This window comes from Alcanivorax sp. REN37, assembly GCF_041102775.1.
Lineage (GTDB): Bacteria > Pseudomonadota > Gammaproteobacteria > Pseudomonadales > Alcanivoracaceae > Isoalcanivorax > Isoalcanivorax beigongshangi.
In genome coordinates this window covers 1,134,160-1,152,082 of record NZ_JBGCUO010000001.1, presented here as the reverse complement: position 1 = coordinate 1,152,082, position 17,923 = coordinate 1,134,160, and the positions used below count along the sequence as shown (strand labels likewise).

Sequence of the window (17,923 nt, the reverse complement as noted above, 5' to 3'; positions counted from 1 at the left end):
GTGACGAGGAGACGCCACGCGTCCATGACCACTCGGGGATCGCTCTGCCGCCATCTGGCGCGACTGATGCTGTGGCTGGTGATTGCATGCACCGGCCTGGCCGCCCGTGCCGACCTGCCGCTACCGCTGTCGGTGGACAGTGCCGTCAGCCCGGCAGCGCTGCACGCCGCCGCCCGCCAGCTGTGCCTGCCCGCCGGCGCCGCCCTCGCCCCAGACACCCTGCTCAGCCAATACGATGACACCCACTGGCAGCCACTGCCCCGCAGTGGGCTTAATGCCGGCTTCACCGACCAGCAGTGCTGGCTGCAACTGACACTGACCCGCAGCCCGCCGCAAGCGCTGACCCTGAAAGTGGACAACGCCCTGCTGCAGCACCTGGACCTCTACCTGCGCGACGCTAGCGGACGGCAGCTTGCCCACCAGCAGGCCGGGCTCGCCCATCCCGGCGCCGGGCTACCGAGCTTTCTGATCCCGGCGCAGCCGGCCACCGTACAACTGCTGCTGCGCGCAGACAGCGAAGCCGGCCTGGCGCTGCCGCTGTCACTGCATCCGCGCGGCGTGGCCGACCCCGGCCGCCAGCGCACACTGTTGCTGCACAGCCTGCTGCTTGGTGCGGTGCTGTTGCTGGGCCTCTACAACGCGGTGCTGGGTTGGGCGCTGCGGGAGCGCAGCTATCTCTACTACAGCCTGTGGACGCTGGCCGCCGGCACGCTGGTGGCGGTCTTGCAAGGCTATCCGCAACAATGGCTGTGGCCGCAGGTGCCGCAGCTGAGCCTGTGGTTGCTGGTGACGCTGCTGCCGCTGTTGGTGATGCTACCGACGCTGTTCTTGCCGCACTTCCTCGACCTGCGGCGCCTGTGGCCGGCCGGCCAACGCGGCCTCGCGCTGCTGTGCGGCAGCGGTGTCATGCTGCTACTGGCGGCGCTGTTCCTGCCGCTGCGCTGGGTGCTGCCGCTGCAATTTGCGCTGCTGCTGCTGTTCAATCTGGTGGCGCTGCTGTGTCTGCTGGTGGCGGCGCGGCGCGGATTGGCCGATGGCGCGGTGCTGACGCTGGCGTGGCTGGCGCCGGCGCTGGGCACCACGGTGTTGGCACTGCGCATGGGCGGGGTGTTGCCGGATAGCGGCGCCAGCCGTTATCTGCTGGAGCTGGCGCTGGTCAGTAACTTGCTGCTGATGGCACCGGTGTTGGCCGGCCGCATCCGGCGGTTGGAAACCCAACGCGCTAAATCCCAAGCCGCGCAGGAAAGCGCCCGCCGCGAAGCACTGCAGGCGAGTTCTCTGAACCAGGCCAAAAGCGAATTCCTCGCCACCATGACCCACCAGGTGCGCACCCCGGTCAACGGTGCACTGCGCATGACCGAGCTGCTGCGCCGCAGTGATCCCAGCGAGAGTCAGCGGCAATACTTGCACAGCATCGAACACTCGCTGCAATCACTGGTCACGGTGCTGAACGACATCCTCGACTACTCGCAAATCGAAACCGGCCAGCTCGGGCTGGAAGAGATGGAAGTGTCGATGGAAAGCTTGCTAGATGAGTGTGTTAGCCAATTCGCGCTGCTGGCGACGGGCAAACAATTGCCGCTGCACACCTTCCTCGACAGCCGCGTGCCGGACCGCCTACGGCTGGACCCGGTGCGCTTCAAGCAAGTGATTACCAACCTGCTCAGCAACGCCTTCAAGTGGACCGCCAGCGGCCATGTGTCGCTGCATGTCAGCCTGCAGCAGCCGCCTGATGCTACCGGCCGCTGTCAGGTCATGGTGGAAATCACCGATACCGGCGACGGCCTTGATACCAGCCAACAGCGACGCCTGCTCGGCCAAGACGGCAGCGTACTGCCGACCAGCGAACGCCGGCGTGGCAACGGCACCGGACTGGGGCTCCCGATCAGTCGCCAACTGGTGCAACTGATGGGCGGCGAGCTCGGCATCAACAGTGCCCCCGGACGCGGCGCCACCTTCTGGTTCACCGTGCGCGCCCAGGAAGCGCCCGGTCGCTGGCAGGGCCAAGGGCTGTTCGGCGCCTCGCTGTTGGTGGCCAGCCCCGACCCGCTGCTGACGCTGTCGGTCAGTCAGATGGCCAGCCGTTGGGGCATGGTGGTCAGCGAATGCGCCACGCTGGACGACGCCCGCGATCTGCTGCAGCGCACGGCTCCGGACGCGCTATTGCTCGACCCCTGCTTCCACGATCAGCTGGCCAATATTCCGCTGGCGCTGCGCCCGCGGGCGATGGTGCTGGCGCAGCCGGCCGGCGTTGAGCTGGCGCCGCCAGACAGCGAAGGCACCGAAGTGATCGAAACCCCGCTGCGGGCGTTGGCGCTGCGCCAGTGCCTGCAGCACTTGCTGCACCGCAGCACCACCGAGTCGCCGGCCAGCGATGCGCCGCAACGCCGTGACAGCACCCGCCGGGTATTGGTGGTGGAACCGAACCCGGTCAACCAGCTGGTACTGGATGCGATCCTCAAGACCGCTGGTCTGCGCGCGACCTTGTGCGGCCAAGCAGACGACGCGGCGGCGCTGCTCAGCAGTGACCAAGCCGAATGGGATGTGGTGTTCCTCGACACCGACCATGCCGCCCTGCAGAACGGCCAACTGGCGCAGCTGCGACGTGAAGCAGAGCAGCAACACGGCCTGCCGCGCGCGTGGCTGGTGGCGCTGGGCACGCGCATTTCCTCTACCCATGTGCAGCGCGCCCGCGAAGTTGGCATGGACGACTATCTTGGCAAGCCGGTGTCCCACGACCAGGTGCTGGGCGCACTGCAACGCGCGGCATCCGCGGCGCGCTGACCGCCCGTGGCGTGAAAAAAACATGCCGGGTGCGTATCATGAGCGCCCCATCCACTGCTGTCGGAATATCCTCTTCATGGCTCAATCTCCCCGTACTTTGCTGGTCACCAGCGCCCTGCCCTACGCCAATGGTCCGATTCATCTCGGTCACATGTTGGAGCATATCCAGACGGATATTTGGGTGCGGTTCCAGAAGATGCGGGGCGAACACTGTCTGTACCTGTGCGCCGACGACGCCCATGGCGCCGCCATCATGCTCAAGGCAGAAGAACAGGGCATCACCCCGGAAGCGTTGATCACGGCAGTGAAGGCCGACCACGAGCGCGATTTCGCCGGGTTTTTGATCGAGTACGACAACTACTACAGCACCCACAGCGACGAGAACCGCGAGCTGTCGGAAACCGTGTTCACGCGCTTGGAGCAGGCCGGCTACATCCTGCAAAAAGAGATTTCCCAGCTCTACGATCCGGTCAAGGGCATGTTTCTGGCCGACCGGTTCGTGCGCGGCACCTGTCCCAAGTGTCAGGCGGAAAACCAAAACGGCGACAACTGTGAAGTGTGCGGCGCCACCTACCTGCCGTCAGAGCTGAAAGACCCCTACTCCACCGTCAGCGGCGCGGCGCCGGTGCAGAAGCAGAACACCCAGCTGTTCTTCGACCTGCCACGCTTTGAGCAACTGCTCAGCGATTGGCTGGCCAGCGGCGCGGTGCACGAGAGCGTGGCCAACAAGCTGCGCGAGTGGATCGATGCTGGGCTACAGCCGTGGGACATCAGCCGCGAAGCGCCCTACTTCGGCTTCCAGATCCCCGGCTGGCCAAACAAGTACTTCTATGTGTGGATGGATGCGCCGATCGGCTACATGGCCAGCTTCAAACACTACGCCGACCAGCACGGCCTCGACTTCGAACAGTTCTGGGCGGCTGGCAGCCAGGTGGAATTGCACCACTTCATCGGTAAGGACATCGTCAACTTCCACGGCCTGTTCTGGCCGGCGATGCTGCACGGTGCCGGCTTCCGCATGCCCACTCGCCTGCATGTGCACGGATTCGTCACCGTCAACGGTGCCAAAATGTCCAAGTCGCGCGGCACTTTCATCAAGGCCAGCACTTACCTGAACCACCTGGACCCGGAATACCTGCGCTACTACTTCGCAGCCAAACTCAGCAAGGGCGTGGAAGATTTCGATCTCAACCTTGATGACTTCGTCCAGCGCGTCAACGCAGATCTGGTCGGCAAGGTGGTCAACATTGCCAGCCGCACCGGCAACTTTGTGCATAAATTTGGTGGTCGCCTGACCGCCGACCTGCACCAACCAGAGTTGGTAGCAGAACTGCAAGCAGCGGCAGCCCGTATCGCTGACCACTACGAGCAAGGCGAATTCGGCAAGGCGATCCGCGACATCATGGCGCTGGCCGACAAGGCCAACCAGTACATCCAAGACCAGGCGCCCTGGTCACTGGCCAAGCAGGATGGCGCTGAACAGCAGGTGCTGGCGGTCTGCTCCACCGCGCTCAACCTGTTCCGCCTGCTGGCGCTGTACCTGAAGCCGGTGCTGCCGGCGCTGGCGCAGAAAGCCGAAGCCTTCCTCAATATCGCGCCGCTGACGTGGGCCGACGCCAACACCCTGCTCGGCGATCATGCCATTGAGCGCTTCAGCAACATGATGGCGCGCATCGACAGCAAGCAAATCGACGCGCTGCTGGCAGCCTCCCGCGAGGACGTCCCGGAGGCGGCCGCCGCCGCGGAGCAAGCGCCAAAGTCAGCACAGCCAGACACAGATGAGGCTGACCAACACATCAGCATCGACGACTTCCTCAAGGTGCAGCTGCGGGTGGCGCGCATCGTTAACGCCGAAGCGGTGGAAGGCGCCGACAAGCTGCTTCGACTGACGCTGGACGTGGGCGAGCCGCACACCCGCAACGTGTTCGCCGGCATCAAGGCCAAATACGCACCGGAAGACCTGGTCGGCCGGTTGACGGTGATGGTCGCCAACCTAGCGCCGCGCAAGATGAAATTCGGCCTGTCGGAAGGCATGGTGCTGGCCGCCGGCCCGGGCGGCAGCGACTTGTTCCTGCTCAGCCCCGATGACGGCGCCCAACCGGGCATGGAAGTGCGCTGATGGCCTCAGCACTGCGTGTCATTGCCGGAGCCAAGGCCCGCGCCCACATCGAGCAGAACGGCCTGCGCGCGGAAGACATCCGCGTCATGGTCGGTGCCAGCGGCGGTCCCAAGTGGCTGTCGATGGCGCGGCTCGACGAGTTCCTATTCGGCGAGTTCTTTGCCGACCGGCAAACACCGCTGCACCTGATCGGCAGCTCGGCTGGTGCCTGGCGCTTTAGCTGCTTTGCCCAGCGCGATCCGGCAGCGGCCTCGCGCCGATTTGCCGAGGGCTATCAGCACATCTGCTATGCGCCGGGCATGAGTTTTGACGACATCACCCGCCACACCCACGGCCTGTTGGATGTGGTGCTGCCGGATGCCGAGGCGGTGGCGGCGGTGATCAACAACCCGGTGATCAAGCTCAACTTGATCGCCTGCCGCGCCAAGGGCCTCAACGCCTCACTCAATCGCGCTGCGCAGATGGCCGGTCTACTCATGACCGCCACCGCCAACGCGGTCAGCCGCCGCAGTCTGGGAGCGTTCTACGAACGCACGTTGTTCGAAGCGCCTGGCGCCAGCGCCCCGTTCCGCCAGCTTCACGACCTGCCCACTCAGGTGGTGGCCTTGAACGAGGACAACCTGCGGCCAGCCGTGTTGGCGTCCGGCGCCATTCCGTTGGTGCTGGCCGGTATCGCTGATATTCCCGGCGCCACGCCGGGCTTGTACTACGACGGCGGCATCACCGATTACCACTTCGACATCCCGTTTTGCGATGACGGTCTGGTGCTCTATCCGCACTTCTACAGCCAAGTGGTGCCGGGCTGGTTCGACAAAAGCTTGCGCTGGCGCAAACCGAATCCGCGCCACTATGACAATGTGGTGATGCTGTGCCCGTCCGCGCAGTGGGTGGCCAGCCTGCCGCAAGGCCGTATTCCCGACCGGCGTGACTTCAGTCGCCTGTCGGACGCACAGCGTATTCGCGAATGGGGCGAGATCATGGCCCGTTCCGAGCAGCTGGTGGAAGATCTGCAGCGGTTGCTGGACGGCGATCTATCAGCACTGATTGCGTGAGGCTTTGACTTTCACGTTACTATAGAGAGAATCAATCACGTCGATACCGCTAATCCATTATAAGTATCGGCGGACCAGGGCTATTGTAGGTCCTGTCATCCGGACACATTCAGCGAAGGAGTTACGACATGTCTGTGATCAATACCGAAGTCAAACCGTTCAAAGCGTCTGCGTTCAAGGACGGCAAGTTCATCGACGTCAGCGACGCCGACATCAAAGGCCAGTGGTCTGTATTCTTCTTCTACCCGGCCGATTTCACCTTCGTCTGCCCGACCGAACTGGGCGACGTGGCTGACCACTACGAAGAATTCCAGAAGCTGGGCGTGGAAATCTACTCCGTCTCCACCGACACCCACTTCACCCACAAAGCGTGGCACGACGCCTCCGACACCATCGCCAAGATCAAGTACACCATGATCGGCGACCCGACCGGCCTCGTAACCCGTAACTTCGAAGTGATGCGCGAAGACCAGGGCCTGGCCAACCGCGGCACCTTCATCGTTGACCCGGACGGCATCATTCAAGCCGTTGAAATCACCGCTGAAGGCATCGGTCGCGACGCCTCCGACCTGCTGCGCAAAGTGAAAGCCGCCCAGTACGTCCGCAACCACCCGGGCGAAGTGTGCCCGGCCAAGTGGAAAGAAGGCGAAGCGACCCTGGCTCCGTCCCTGGACCTGGTCGGCAAGATCTAAGCTTCGTACTGCTGGGCAGTATGACGCCACTGCCCGGGCCCTACCCGGCCCGGGCATTTTTTTACCCGCACATCACTCTCACAAGGAGACTGCCAGCATGTTGGATGCCAACCTCAAAGCCCAAATGAATGCCTACATGGAACGCATTGATCAGCCGGTGGAGCTGGTGGCGTCCCTCGACGACGGCGCCAAATCCCAGGAACTGCTGGAGCTGTTGCGTGAAATTGAAGGCATGTCTGCCAAGATCAGCCTGCGCACCGACGGTGACGATGCCCGCGTGCCCTCGTTCTCGATCAACCGCCCCGATGGGTCTGTCAGCCTGCGTTTCGCCGGTATCCCCATGGGCCACGAATTCACGTCGCTGGTGCTGGCACTGCTGCAAGTCGGCGGCTACCCGCCCAAAGTCAGCGACGACACCATTGCGCAAATCAAAGCGCTGACTGGCGATTATCAGTTCGAAACTTACTTCTCGCTGTCCTGCCAGAACTGCCCTGACATCGTGCAGGCGCTGAACTTGATGGCGGTGCTCAACCCACGCGTCAAGCACGTCGCCATTGACGGCGCGCTGTTCCAAGACGAAGTGGAAGCACGCCAGGTGATGGCGGTGCCCAGCGTCTACCTGAACGGCGAACAGTTCCACCAGGGCCGCGCCTCGCTGGAAGAGTTCATCGCCAAGCTCGACACCGGCGCGGCCGCCCGCGATGCCGAAGCCATGAATGCCAAAGATGCGTTCGATGTACTGGTGGTGGGCGGTGGCCCGGCCGGTGCCGCAGCGGCGATCTACGCCGCCCGTAAAGGCATCCGCACCGGCGTCGCTGCCGAGCGCTTCGGTGGCCAGGTGCTGGACACCTTGGCGATCGAGAACTTCATCTCGGTGCCGGAAACCGAAGGCCCGAAACTGGCCACGGCGCTGGAACAGCACGTACGCGCTTACGACGTTGACATCATGAACGTGCAGCGCGCCACCAAGGTGATCCCGGCCGGTGCCGACGGTCTGCACCAGGTGCAGTTCGAGTCCGGCGCCACGCTGAAAACCAAAGCGCTGGTACTGGCCACCGGTGCCCGCTGGCGCGAAGTGAACGTGCCCGGCGAGCAGGAATACCGCGGCCGTGGCGTGGCCTACTGCCCGCACTGTGACGGCCCGTTGTTCAAGGGCAAAAAAGTGGCCGTGATCGGCGGCGGTAACTCCGGCATCGAAGCCGCCATCGACTTGGCGGGCATTGTCGAGCACGTCACTGTGCTGGAGTTCGACAAAGTGCTGCGTGCCGATGCGGTGCTGCAGAAGAAACTGGCCAGCTTGCCCAACGTCACCGTGCACACCAGTGCCCAGACCACCGAGATCACCGGTGATGGCCAGCGCGTCAACGGCTTGGTGTTCAAGGATCGCAACGACGACCGCGAGCACAAGGTCGAACTGGCCGGCGTGTTTGTGCAGATCGGCTTGGTGCCGAACACTGATTTCCTCAAGGACACGGTGGCCCTCAGCCGCCACGGGGAAATCGAGATCGACGCCCGTGGCCAGACGTCAGTACCCGGCATCTTCGCCGCCGGTGATGTCACCACCACGCCATACAAGCAGATCGTGATCGCCATGGGCGGCGGTGCCACCGCCGCACTGAGTGCCTTCGATCACCTGATCCGCTCGTCCGTCAGCGAGTAAGTCACGCCGCCGCGCCTACCCGGCGCCCGGCACCGGCGGCCGCAGTGATCCTGCGGTCGCCGCCTTTTTTCACAGCCCCCGCCGCCAGCCAGTTCCCAAGCACCAATTCCGCCGTATAATGCGCGCCGTTGCAGGAGAGAGAGGCCCGGTCCTCCGCCGAAGGCGCAACCTCCCATAAACGCTCAGGCTCCCGTACTGCAACCACACTATCGACGCCGACTGGAGAGCGGTGCCCGCCATGGCAGGGTACCCACCGAAGGGGCAAGCCGGTTTCCGGCATAAACTCTCAGGTACCAAGGACAGAGGGAGAGGCACAACACGACACAGAGGTGCTTGTGTGCTGACCTATATCTTTGTCATCGCCATCACGGCGGAAGCCATGTCCGGTGCGCTCGCCGCCGGACGCCGCAACATGGACCTGTTCGGGGTCGCCCTAATCGCCTTTCTCACCGCCCTTGGCGGCGGCACCGTGCGCGATGTGCTGCTCGGCAACTACCCGGTGACCTGGACTCAACACCCGCTCTACATCTACCTGACCATCGGCGCCGGCATGTTCACCATGCTGATCGCGCGCTTCATGCACCGCCTCAAGCAGATTTTCCTGCTGGTGGATGCCATGGGGCTGGTGGCGTTCACCATCATCGGTTGCGACGTAGCGCTGCGGCTCGACTACGCCACTCCGGTAGTGATCATGGCCGGCATCACCACCGGCATCTTCGGCGGCATCCTGCGCGACATCATGTGCAACCGCACCCCGCAGGTGCTACGCCATGAGCTGTACGCCAGCGTGTCGCTGCTGGTGGCGCTGCTGTATTTGGGCCTGCGCGCACTGGAGGTGAATGAAAACCTGAACCTACTGGTGTCGTTCATGTTTGGCCTCGGCATGCGCCTGGCGGCGATCCGCTATCAGTGGTCGCTGCCGGTGTTCGCCTACGACAACGACCAATGGGAAGACTGACCCAGCCCGGTTGCCAATCACAGTTGAGAATCATTACTATCTAAACCTTGCGTCACGCGGCTGCGCCCACGGCCGCCCACACAAGGTGTTCCAATGGCCCTCGCGTCTGCCTTCCCGCCGCTACTCCCCGCCCTGCGCCCTGCCCTGCCCGCACTGACCGCCGCCGCGTTAGGCGCGGCAGCGGCTGGCCTGCTGCAATTGGCCGCGCTCTGGCAACTCACTCAATTGATCGGCCACGGCCAGCGCAGCGCGCTACTGTGGGCGGTGGCGCTGTGGGTGGCCAGCGCCGCTCTCGGCGCGGCCGCCAGCTGGCTGGCCCACGCCGCCGAAGCCCGCTGCGGTCAGCGCCTGCGCCAACTGCTGGCTGCCCACCTGCTGCGGCTGCCGGCACGCACGCTGGCTAACCTGGACAGCAAACGTCTGCGCCAAGCGGTAGCTGAAGATGTGCAAGCGCTGCACCACCTGCTCGCCCACCTGCCAGCGGAGTTCGCCACCCTGCTGGTGGTCCCACTGGCCTCGGTAGTGTTGCTGGTTGCCAGCGCCGGGCCCTGGGCCTTACTGGCGCTGCTGCCGGGGGTAGCGGCAGCCTATTGCTACCTCGTGTCGATCCCGCGTCTGAGCGCCCAAGCCGGTGCCATGCAGAGCGATGTGCTCGGTGACGTGATCAACGCCGCCGACGATTACGCCCGCGGCATCCACGTACAGCGACTCTACGGCGGCGAAGCCGGCGCCGCGGCGCGCTTCGAGAACGCCACCCGTGCATTTGCCGAGGGCATGGAGACCCGAGTGCGCCGGGTAGCCACTGCCGCCGCCCTTGCCACCGCATTGATGCAAGCGGCCGCCACCTTCGCCATCGTCTACCTGATCGGTCACCAATGGCCGCCGGCGACACTGGCGGCGGCGCTGCTATTCAGTTTGGCGTTGGTGACGCCGGCGCTGCGGCTCGGGCACGGCCTCGATTACCTGCACGCTGGCCGCGCCGCCGCCGCGCGCCTGGCGGAATTGCTGCGTGAACCAGCGCTGCCTGAAGGTCAGCACAACAGCGATCTTGGTGCGGCGGTTACGCTGCACGCCGACGGTTTTAGAGCTGGACAACCGCTGTCACTAACCGCGCGGCCTGGCACTCTGACCGCCATCACCGGCCCCAGCGGCGGCGGCAAATCCACGCTGCTGCGCGCTCTGGCCGGGCAGGATCTATTGCCTTCGGGACACGCCCACGCCAACGGCGTGGCGCTGACTGAACTCAGTGCCGAGGCTCGCGCGGCGCTGCTGCATCTGATGCCGCAAGGGCCACAAGTAATCAGCCGCAGTGTGCGCGACAACCTACTGCTGGCGGTTACCCACGCCGATGACGCCACCTTGCAGTGGGCGCTGTCCGAGGCCGGTCTGGAAGTCGCGCTGGACGCCGACGCCAGTCAACTGTCCGGTGGCGAGCAACAGCGGGTGGCGCTGGCGCGGGTGTTCCTCAGCCCGGCCCCAGTGCTGCTGCTAGACGAACCTACCAGCGCCCTCGATGACGACACCGCGCGGCAGATCTTCCGCCGTCTGCAAGGACACGCCCGTGACCAGCATCGCACGCTGGTGGTGGTCACCCATGACGCCGCCCTGGCGGCGCAAGCCGACACCAGGGTGGCGCTACCCAGCCCGAACCAAGGAGATTCCTATGCATGATGCAGATCGCGCCCGGCGTCGTTTGCTGGCCAGCGTGCTCGGCTGGGTGGCCGTAGCGCTACTGGAAGCGGGTGTCTACACACTGCTGGCGTGGAGCCTGCTGCACCACGCCGGGCCGCTGCCAGTGATTGTGCTAGCGCTGCTGGCGCTGGCAGTAACGGTGCTGGTCACCCGTGGCGGTTTCATCACCGCCGCGCGGCTGGCCGGCGATTTCTACCAAGCCCTGCTCGGCACGCTCGGCCGCGCCCGGCTCGGCTGGTTCAGTGCTGACAACCGCCAGCTACTGACCGATGTGGCCGGCCGTGGCGTGCCAACGCTGATGAGCATTCCCGCCCACCACTTGCAACCGCTGGTGCTGGCGCCGCTGGTGCCGCTGCTGCTGTGTGCGGGCATCGCTCTGGTAGTGAGCCCGGCGGCGGCGCTGTGCACGCTGCTACTCTGGCTCGTGGCACTGGCCGCGCAACTGCTCGGCCAATGGTGGCTGCGGCGCGCCGACAGCGCGCGCGATGCCGCCGCCCAGCACAGCCATCGCGCTACTCAGGAGCTGGTCGACCATCTAACCCTGCTGCGCAGCAGTGCCGGCCCGGCACGCACGCTGTCGCGGCTGGATCACAGCTGGAGCGCGCAACAGACGGCGCTGGACCGCACCAACCTGGCGGCCGCACCCGCCACGCTGATCGCCACGCTCGCCAGCGTGTTGCCGCTGGCCGGGGTGTTGCTGTGGCAAACGGCACAGGGCCCCACGCCGGCGCCGGTGCTGCTGGCCCTGATCGTGCTGGTGGGCCGCGCCTGTGCACCGCTGGCGGATCTGGCCCTGACCGCGCTCAGTCTCAACGATGTGCGTGATGCGTGGCGCCGTTACCACCAAGTATTGGCGGCACCGGCGCTGCCGGACAGCGGCGCCAGGGTTGCGGTGCCCGCCGACGCCACCCTAACACTGGAACAGGTGCAGGCGCGCAGCGGTTGGACGCCGCTATCAGCCACGCTAACACCGGGCGCACGGATGGTGATCCGCGGCCCCAGCGGCGGCGGCAAGAGCACGCTGCTTGGTTTGATGATGCGCTTTGACGATCCGGCCCACGGCCAGGTCACGCTGGGCGGCGTACCGCTACCGCAGCTGCCATTCACCCAGCTGGCGGAATACATCAGCTATGTGCCGCAAGAGCCGGTGGTGTTCAGTGGTAGTTTGGCCGACAACATCACCCTCGGCGCGCCAGCAGACCTAGCGTCAGTACGCGCCAGCGCCGAGGCCGCCGCGCTGGGCCCCCTGCTGGCACGCAGCCCCGCGGGGCTGGACCAGGCGGTGAGCCACCACGGCAGTGCGCTGTCCGGCGGCGAGCGCCAGCGGCTGGCGTTGGCGCGGGCGTTGTTTAAGCCGGCACCGATCCTGATTCTCGATGAAGCCACCTCGGCGCTGGACCCGGACACCGAAGCGCAGGTGGCGGCGGCCGTCATCGCCAGTGGCCGCACGCTGGTGGTGGTCACCCACCGCGACCCGGCGATCTGGCAGCCGACCCAAGTGCTCGAGATCCAGCGCTGAAGCGCCGCTGACGGAAATAAAAAAGGCGCCCCCTCGGAGCGCCTTTTTTGTGTGCAGACAGTCACCGTCAAACGGTCACAGCGGGTGCTTCAACCAGGCACTGTCGGCATCGGTCCAGCTGGCCTTGGTAATGGTAGCCAACCCGTCGAACGCCATGTCGTCGATGCTCCAGAACGCGCGGCCAAGCATGTAGCTCTGGCCGTAGGCTTTCCAGTCTGGGAAATGCTCACCGAGCTGAGCGCGCGCTTGGCGTACCACTTGCCACGCTTGGTTGGCATCCAAGTAGCCGACCAGCAGCGCCGCGCGAGCAATGTAGACCACCCGACCCAAGTCCCAGGCCAAGGTGCCGCGCTCGAGGATGCCAGGCAGCTCGTCTTCTTGGTACAGCTCGTATTCGTTGAGTTTGGCCAACAGCTGCGGGATCTCCGCCAGCATGCCTTGTGCCGGGCCCATCAGTTCCTGCGGCAGGTGCTCGGCCAGCACCGCCACGCGCTCGGCCGGCTCCACTTTCAGGTACACCTCCAGCACCAAATCTTCCAGTGCCCGGCGGCCCCCTTCGCGGAAGCGCTCGATGGCAGACAACGCGCTGTCGCGGTCAACCACATCCCAGTTATTGGCCAAGCGTTTGACCTGCTCCGCCACATCACTGCTGCCGCCGCCGGTTTCCAGGCTGTTGGCAAAGAACATGTTCTGCTCGCAGATCACCTGCCCCAACGCCACCGCCTGGGCATCGTCCCGAGACAGCGGCGCTGCCTGCGGATTCTGCTCGTAATTCGGTCGCCGGATCACACGAATCAGCGTCCGTACCGGTCCCCACACCTTGTACACCGCTGCCCCACCCACCGCGAGCAACACCAACACCAGGATCAAATTGTCCATTCGGACCGTCTCCGCAACCACCGTCGCCCTGTGCTCCCTGCACCCACGCGGTGTACTCACGACGAAGACTTTCCTGCCCCCGTACACAAAGCGGGGCAGCATAGCGGCGAGATCACAGCAAGAATGTGATGCGAGGCACAGTCTCGAATCAGGGGCAGCGCGCCGACAGCGGCACCAACCGGTGCGCCCATTCACGAGCAAAACTTTCGCTACAACGGTCACTGCCGGCGCTGGCCCAGGCCTGCTGCAAGGTGTGGTCCACATCCTGCGGTAAGCCCACCTGCTGCTGCACAATCTGCTGCCAATTGCCGACCGACTGGTAGAGCTTCTGCAACGTACCTTCCAACCGCTCCAGCAACCGGCGCTGCTTAGGACCGAGTTCATCGATCGCTTGCAGCACATAGCACTCCAGCAGGCGCTGCAGCGGCGAGTCTATTTTCTTGCCCATGGTGTCTCTCCACGGAGCCGGAGTGTCCGGCCCTCACCATAGGCTAGGCGGCGCTAATGACGGAAACGTGACCGTCACACCACCGGCGCATTGATGGCGGCATGTAGCGCCTGGCCGTACTCATCCAACTCGTCCAGTACCCAGTGGGCGCGGCCGTGCTGGTTGGGATCGCCAAGCTCGGCGCGCAGGGCACTGATGCGCTGATGGAATTCGGCCAACCCGCGTTCACCGTCAGCGGGATGAGTCAGCCGCCGGTGACACCATTGCTGCCAGCGCTGGCGTTCACGCGGCGCCAGCGTTTCCGGGAAATTGCGGGCGCGGTAACGCCACAGCATTTCGTCCAGTCGCTCATCCTGGAAGCGGCCGGCAAACTGCCCCAACTGATTGGGCGCAGCATGGCGCACCGCCTCCATGCGTGCCCGGTCGTCGTCCGAGAAGAAACCACCGCTGTAGAGCATCAGGTCCGGGTCATCACTACCCGGACGTTGCGCCGCCGGTGCGCCGTAGACTTGGTTCAGGGTCGCGGCCAGCGCCTCGCGCGCCTCCCGCAGTTGACGCCAATGCTGCCGGCAACCGGGCAAATCGATGCCGAGTCGGGCCGCCACGGTGTCATCAACCATTTTGGCCGGAACCATCATCGGCGCACGGTTGAGGTGAATCTCACGCAGCGCCAACCGTTCGACACCGTCCGGCAACTCCGCCTGGCTGACAAACAGCCGCGCGCGAATGCCGTCGGCGTCCAGACTCAGCAAGGCGCTCGGATCTTGGCGTAAATCCACCGCGATGATGCTATGGCGCCGAGTCGGGTGCGCCATCAGCGGCATCATGAAACCGGCGTGCTGCTGGGCACCGGGAATCTGCCCGCTGATGTAAAGCACCGGCGCCTGGGTCGCCAGGTTTAAGTGGCGCGCCGCTTCATGGCGGAAGCGCAGGCCCATGGCGTAATCGACCATACGCGGCTGCAACGCACGAATGCGCTGCGCTAGCGCCAGCGTCGCCCACACATCACTCATGGCGTCGTGGGCGGATTCGTGGGCCAAGTCGTTGGCAGCGGTCAGTTCCTCTAGCCGGAAGCTGGTGCGGCCGTCGTCTCGCTGCGGCCAGTGCATGCCGTCCGGGCGCAGCGCGTGACAGAGGCGCACCAGATCGATCAGGTCCCAGCGGCTGTTGCCGTGCTGCCATTCGCGGGCGTAGGGGTCGTAGAAATTGCGGTAGAGGGTATTACGGGTCACTTCATCGTCAAACCGCAGGCTGTTGTAGCCAACGCCGCAGGTACCCGGTGCCGCCAACTCGGCGTGCACCCGGCGGATGAACTCAGCCTCCGGCATGCCTTCGTCCAGCGCCTGCTGCGGCGTCAGGCCAGTGACCAGACAGGCCTCCGGCGCCGGCAGGTAGTCCGGCGTCGGCCGGCACAGCAGGTTGATCGGTTCGTCGATCACGTTGAACTCGGCATCGGTGCGCACGCCGGCACATTGCACCGGGCGGTCGCGGGCAGTGTCGATGCCCCAGGTTTCGTAGTCATGCCAGAAGAAAGTCGGTGCAGTCACAACGCCGGGTCCCTTTGCCATTGTCGGAGTGGGCCGGCAAGGATAGCCTTCACTGTCGCCCCTGAACACCAAACCACCGTGGGAGAGCCGCCATGCCGATGCCCGATTACCAGCCGGAAACCCTCACCCGCGCCGACACCGACGCGCTGAAGGGCCGGGTGCTGCTGGAGTTCGGCGCCAACTGGTGCGGCCACTGCATCGCGGCCCAGGCGGCGATCCACGAGGCGCTGCAACAGCACCCCGCGCTGCACCATGTGGCGGTGGAAGACGGCAAGGGCCGGCCGCTCGGCCGCAGCTACCAGGTCAAGCTGTGGCCGACGCTGATCCTGCTGCAGGACGGCGTCGAGCTGGGCCGTACGGTGCGGCCATTGGCCGCACACCAGGTGCTGGCGCTGCTGGCGCTCTGATTTTCAGTTCTCGCCGGTGTATCCTTTGGCGCCGTTTGCCCGGCCCCACCTGACCCGCTGCGAGGATTCCATGGCTGTCGACTCCCTCACCCTCACCCGCCCCGACGATTGGCACCTGCACTTCCGTGACGACGTGATGCTGGCCGGCACTGTGCCCGCCACCGCCGCCGTGTTCGGTCGCGCCATCGTGATGCCGAACCTAACACCGCCGGTGATCGACGCTGCCAGTGCCGCCGCTTACCGCGCGCGCATCCTCGACGCCGTGCCCGCCGGGCGCGCCTTTGAACCGCTGATGGTGCTCTACCTCACCGAAGCCACCACCGCGGCGCAACTGCGCGAGGCGGCCGCCACCGATTTCGTCAAAGCAGTGAAGCTGTACCCGGCTGGAGCCACCACCAACTCCAGCAGCGGCGTGCGCGACCCGGCCGCCATCTACCCGCTCTACGAAGCGCTGCAGGAGTTGGACCTGCCGCTGCTGCTGCACGCGGAAGTCACCGACAGCGATGTGGACGTGTTCGACCGCGAAAAGGTGTTCATCGACCGTTACCTGGCCGCCATCCGCAAGGACTTCCCGGCGCTGCGCATCGTGCTGGAGCACGTCACCACCGGTGACGGCGTCGACTTCGTGCGCAGCTGCGCGACCCACACCGCCGCCACTGTCACGCCACAGCACCTGATGATGAACCGCAACGATCTGCTGGTGGGCGGCGTGCACACCCACAACTACTGCCTGCCGATCCTCAAGCGCCGCGACCACCAACTGCGCATCCAGCGCGCGGTGCTGGACGGCGACTCGCGTTTCTTCCTCGGCACCGATTCGGCCCCCCATGCGCGCAATCGCAAGGAAGCCGCCTGCGGCTGCGCGGGCTGCTACTCAGCGCCGGCGGCGCTGCCGTTCTATGCTGGCTTCTTCGAGCAGCACGGCGCGCTCGATAAGCTGGAGGGTTTTGCCAGCCACTACGGTGCCGACTTCTACCGCCTGCCACGCAACACCGATACGGTGACGTTGGTGCGCCGCCCGTGGACGCTGCCGGAGCTGGTCGATGTCGGCGGTACCCCGGTGGTACCGTGGCAGGCCGGCACTACGCTGGATTGGCAATTGGCTGACTGAGGAGCATCCGATGGCGCGCTATTCCTTCCTGGATCTGGTCCCAGTGCGGCAGGACGGCAGCGTTGCCGAGGCGCTGACCCATTCACTGGAGCTGGCTCGCCACGCGGAGCAATTAGGTTTCACCCGTTACTGGCTGGCCGAGCACCACAACATGGACGGCATCGCGTCGTCGGCCACCGCAGTGCTGATCGGTCACATCGCCGGCGGCACCTCGCGCATCCGCGTCGGCTCCGGCGGCATCATGTTGCCCAATCATGTGCCGCTGGTGGTGGCGGAACAGTTTGGCACCCTCGCCACGCTGTACCCAGACCGTATCGACCTCGGCCTGGGACGGGCACCGGGCACCGATCGCGCCACCCTGCGCGCGCTGCGCCGCAGTGTGCAGGAGCGGGAAAGCGACTTCCCCGAGCAGGTGGCAGAGTTGATGGCCTATCTCGGCCCGGATGATGGGCAGCTGCGGGTGCGCGCGGTACCCGGCACCGATACGCGGGTGCCGGTGTGGCTACTCGGCTCCAGCCTGTTCAGCGCACGCTTGGCGGCGCAACGAGGGCTGCCCTACGCGTTCGCCTCCCATTTCGCCCCGGCCATGTTGCATCAAGCGTTGGCGCTCTACCGCGCGGAATTTGTGCCGTCGGCACAGCTGGCAGCACCACAGGTGATTATCGGCGCGCCGCTATTGCTGGCCGACAGCGACCCGCACGCCGAATATCTCGCCACCTCCGCCTACCAGCGCGCGCTGGCACTGCTGCGTGGTGAGAGCTTGCGCATTGCGCCGCCGGTGGAGCGCATGGCCGGGCTTTGGAGTCCAGCCGAGCAACATGCCATCGGCAACATGTACGCCACCGCATTGGTGGGCGGCCCGCAGCGGGTGAAACAGCGCCTCGATCAGTTGCTGGAGGTGACCCAGGCCGACGAGATCATTTTCACCTGCGACTTCTACCACCAGCACGACCGTCACCGTGCCTGCGAGCTGGTGGCCGAATTGCTGGCCGACTGAACCCGCTGCGGCCTCATGCAATAAGGCGCCCTAGGGCGCCTTATTGCTGTCTGTCATC

14 protein-coding genes and 2 riboswitches are annotated in these 17,923 nt (G+C 65.3%); of the genes, 11 read left to right on the top strand and 3 right to left on the bottom strand.

Annotated elements, in window-relative coordinates; translation table 11 throughout:
- Positions 1-24 precede the first annotated feature (24 nt).
- From AB5I84_RS05125 to AB5I84_RS05090, 8 genes are all read left to right on the top strand, one after another.
- Positions 25-2,784 (top strand): hybrid sensor histidine kinase/response regulator family protein, encoded by a 2,760-nt coding sequence (locus tag AB5I84_RS05125; RefSeq protein ID WP_369454782.1) that lies wholly within the window; start codon positions 25-27, stop codon positions 2,782-2,784.
- A gap of 76 nt (positions 2,785-2,860) precedes the next feature.
- The gene (gene metG, locus AB5I84_RS05120) at positions 2,861-4,903 is read left to right on the top strand and encodes a methionine--tRNA ligase (RefSeq protein WP_369454781.1); all 2,043 of its coding nucleotides are present in this window, start codon (positions 2,861-2,863) and stop codon (positions 4,901-4,903) included.
- Positions 4,903-5,955 carry a patatin-like phospholipase family protein gene (locus AB5I84_RS05115; protein WP_369454780.1) on the top strand — a complete coding sequence of 351 codons (1,053 nt, stop codon included), beginning with the start codon at positions 4,903-4,905 and terminating at the stop codon, positions 5,953-5,955. Before metG ends, AB5I84_RS05115 begins: the two co-directional genes overlap by 1 nt.
- Before the next feature lie 134 nt (positions 5,956-6,089).
- Complete coding sequence (ahpC, locus tag AB5I84_RS05110) at positions 6,090-6,647, top strand: alkyl hydroperoxide reductase subunit C (protein ID WP_439650206.1); 558 nt, start codon at positions 6,090-6,092, stop codon at positions 6,645-6,647.
- A gap of 97 nt (positions 6,648-6,744) precedes the next feature.
- Positions 6,745-8,307, top strand: coding sequence for an alkyl hydroperoxide reductase subunit F (ahpF, locus tag AB5I84_RS05105; RefSeq protein WP_369454778.1), 1,563 nt, complete (start codon positions 6,745-6,747; stop codon positions 8,305-8,307).
- Between the two features lie 121 nt (positions 8,308-8,428).
- Positions 8,429-8,515: riboswitch (glycine riboswitch) on the top strand.
- A 1-nt stretch (position 8,516) separates the two neighbouring features.
- Positions 8,517-8,620, top strand: a riboswitch (glycine riboswitch).
- Positions 8,621-8,644: 24 nt separating this feature from the next.
- A complete protein-coding gene (locus tag AB5I84_RS05100; protein ID WP_369454777.1) occupies positions 8,645-9,265 on the top strand; it encodes a trimeric intracellular cation channel family protein in 621 nt (206 codons plus the stop codon).
- A 93-nt stretch (positions 9,266-9,358) separates the two neighbouring features.
- Positions 9,359-10,936: an ATP-binding cassette domain-containing protein gene (locus tag AB5I84_RS05095; RefSeq protein ID WP_369454776.1), complete on the top strand. Its 1,578-nt coding sequence runs from the start codon at positions 9,359-9,361 to the stop codon at positions 10,934-10,936.
- Complete coding sequence (locus tag AB5I84_RS05090; protein WP_369454775.1) at positions 10,929-12,476, top strand: ATP-binding cassette domain-containing protein; 1,548 nt, start codon at positions 10,929-10,931, stop codon at positions 12,474-12,476. The genes AB5I84_RS05095 and AB5I84_RS05090 overlap by 8 nt, the downstream gene beginning before the upstream one ends.
- 75 nt (positions 12,477-12,551) lie before the next feature.
- Here the strand turns inward: AB5I84_RS05090 and AB5I84_RS05085 are convergent, their stop codons facing one another.
- The 3 genes from AB5I84_RS05085 to sbcB form a co-directional block, all read right to left on the bottom strand.
- Positions 12,552-13,355, bottom strand: coding sequence for a DUF1266 domain-containing protein (locus AB5I84_RS05085; protein WP_369454774.1), 804 nt, complete (start codon positions 13,353-13,355; stop codon positions 12,552-12,554).
- A 148-nt stretch (positions 13,356-13,503) separates the two neighbouring features.
- Positions 13,504-13,803: a hypothetical protein gene (locus tag AB5I84_RS05080; RefSeq protein ID WP_369454773.1), complete on the bottom strand. Its 300-nt coding sequence runs from the start codon at positions 13,801-13,803 to the stop codon at positions 13,504-13,506.
- A gap of 74 nt (positions 13,804-13,877) precedes the next feature.
- Positions 13,878-15,350 (bottom strand): exodeoxyribonuclease I, encoded by a 1,473-nt coding sequence (gene sbcB / locus AB5I84_RS05075; protein ID WP_369454772.1) that lies wholly within the window; start codon positions 15,348-15,350, stop codon positions 13,878-13,880.
- 92 nt (positions 15,351-15,442) lie between these two features.
- On the opposite strand from sbcB, the gene AB5I84_RS05070 reads away from it, so the two are divergent.
- From AB5I84_RS05070 to AB5I84_RS05060, 3 genes are all read left to right on the top strand, one after another.
- Positions 15,443-15,757: a thioredoxin family protein gene (locus AB5I84_RS05070; RefSeq protein WP_369454771.1), complete on the top strand. Its 315-nt coding sequence runs from the start codon at positions 15,443-15,445 to the stop codon at positions 15,755-15,757.
- A gap of 70 nt (positions 15,758-15,827) precedes the next feature.
- The gene (gene pyrC / locus AB5I84_RS05065) at positions 15,828-16,868 is read left to right on the top strand and encodes a dihydroorotase (RefSeq protein WP_369454770.1); all 1,041 of its coding nucleotides are present in this window, start codon (positions 15,828-15,830) and stop codon (positions 16,866-16,868) included.
- A 10-nt stretch (positions 16,869-16,878) separates the two neighbouring features.
- A complete protein-coding gene (locus AB5I84_RS05060) occupies positions 16,879-17,865 on the top strand; it encodes an LLM class flavin-dependent oxidoreductase (protein ID WP_369454769.1) in 987 nt (328 codons plus the stop codon).
- Positions 17,866-17,923: the final 58 nt, after the last annotated feature.

Bases quoted from the DNA above. Each gene is read 5' to 3' on its own strand.
- AB5I84_RS05125 (WP_369454782.1), top strand. From the start codon at position 25: ATGACCACTCGGGGATCGCTCTGCCGCCATCTGGCGCGACTGATGCTG.
- metG (WP_369454781.1), top strand. From the start codon at position 2,861: ATGGCTCAATCTCCCCGTACTTTGCTGGTCACCAGCGCCCTGCCCTAC.
- AB5I84_RS05115 (WP_369454780.1), top strand. From the start codon at position 4,903: ATGGCCTCAGCACTGCGTGTCATTGCCGGAGCCAAGGCCCGCGCCCAC.
- ahpF (WP_369454778.1), top strand. From the start codon at position 6,745: ATGTTGGATGCCAACCTCAAAGCCCAAATGAATGCCTACATGGAACGC.
- AB5I84_RS05095 (WP_369454776.1), top strand. From the start codon at position 9,359: ATGGCCCTCGCGTCTGCCTTCCCGCCGCTACTCCCCGCCCTGCGCCCT.
- AB5I84_RS05090 (WP_369454775.1), top strand. From the start codon at position 10,929: ATGCATGATGCAGATCGCGCCCGGCGTCGTTTGCTGGCCAGCGTGCTC.
- AB5I84_RS05085 (WP_369454774.1), bottom strand. From the start codon at position 13,355: ATGGACAATTTGATCCTGGTGTTGGTGTTGCTCGCGGTGGGTGGGGCA.
- AB5I84_RS05080 (WP_369454773.1), bottom strand. From the start codon at position 13,803: ATGGGCAAGAAAATAGACTCGCCGCTGCAGCGCCTGCTGGAGTGCTAT.
- AB5I84_RS05070 (WP_369454771.1), top strand. From the start codon at position 15,443: ATGCCGATGCCCGATTACCAGCCGGAAACCCTCACCCGCGCCGACACC.
- pyrC (WP_369454770.1), top strand. From the start codon at position 15,828: ATGGCTGTCGACTCCCTCACCCTCACCCGCCCCGACGATTGGCACCTG.
- AB5I84_RS05060 (WP_369454769.1), top strand. From the start codon at position 16,879: ATGGCGCGCTATTCCTTCCTGGATCTGGTCCCAGTGCGGCAGGACGGC.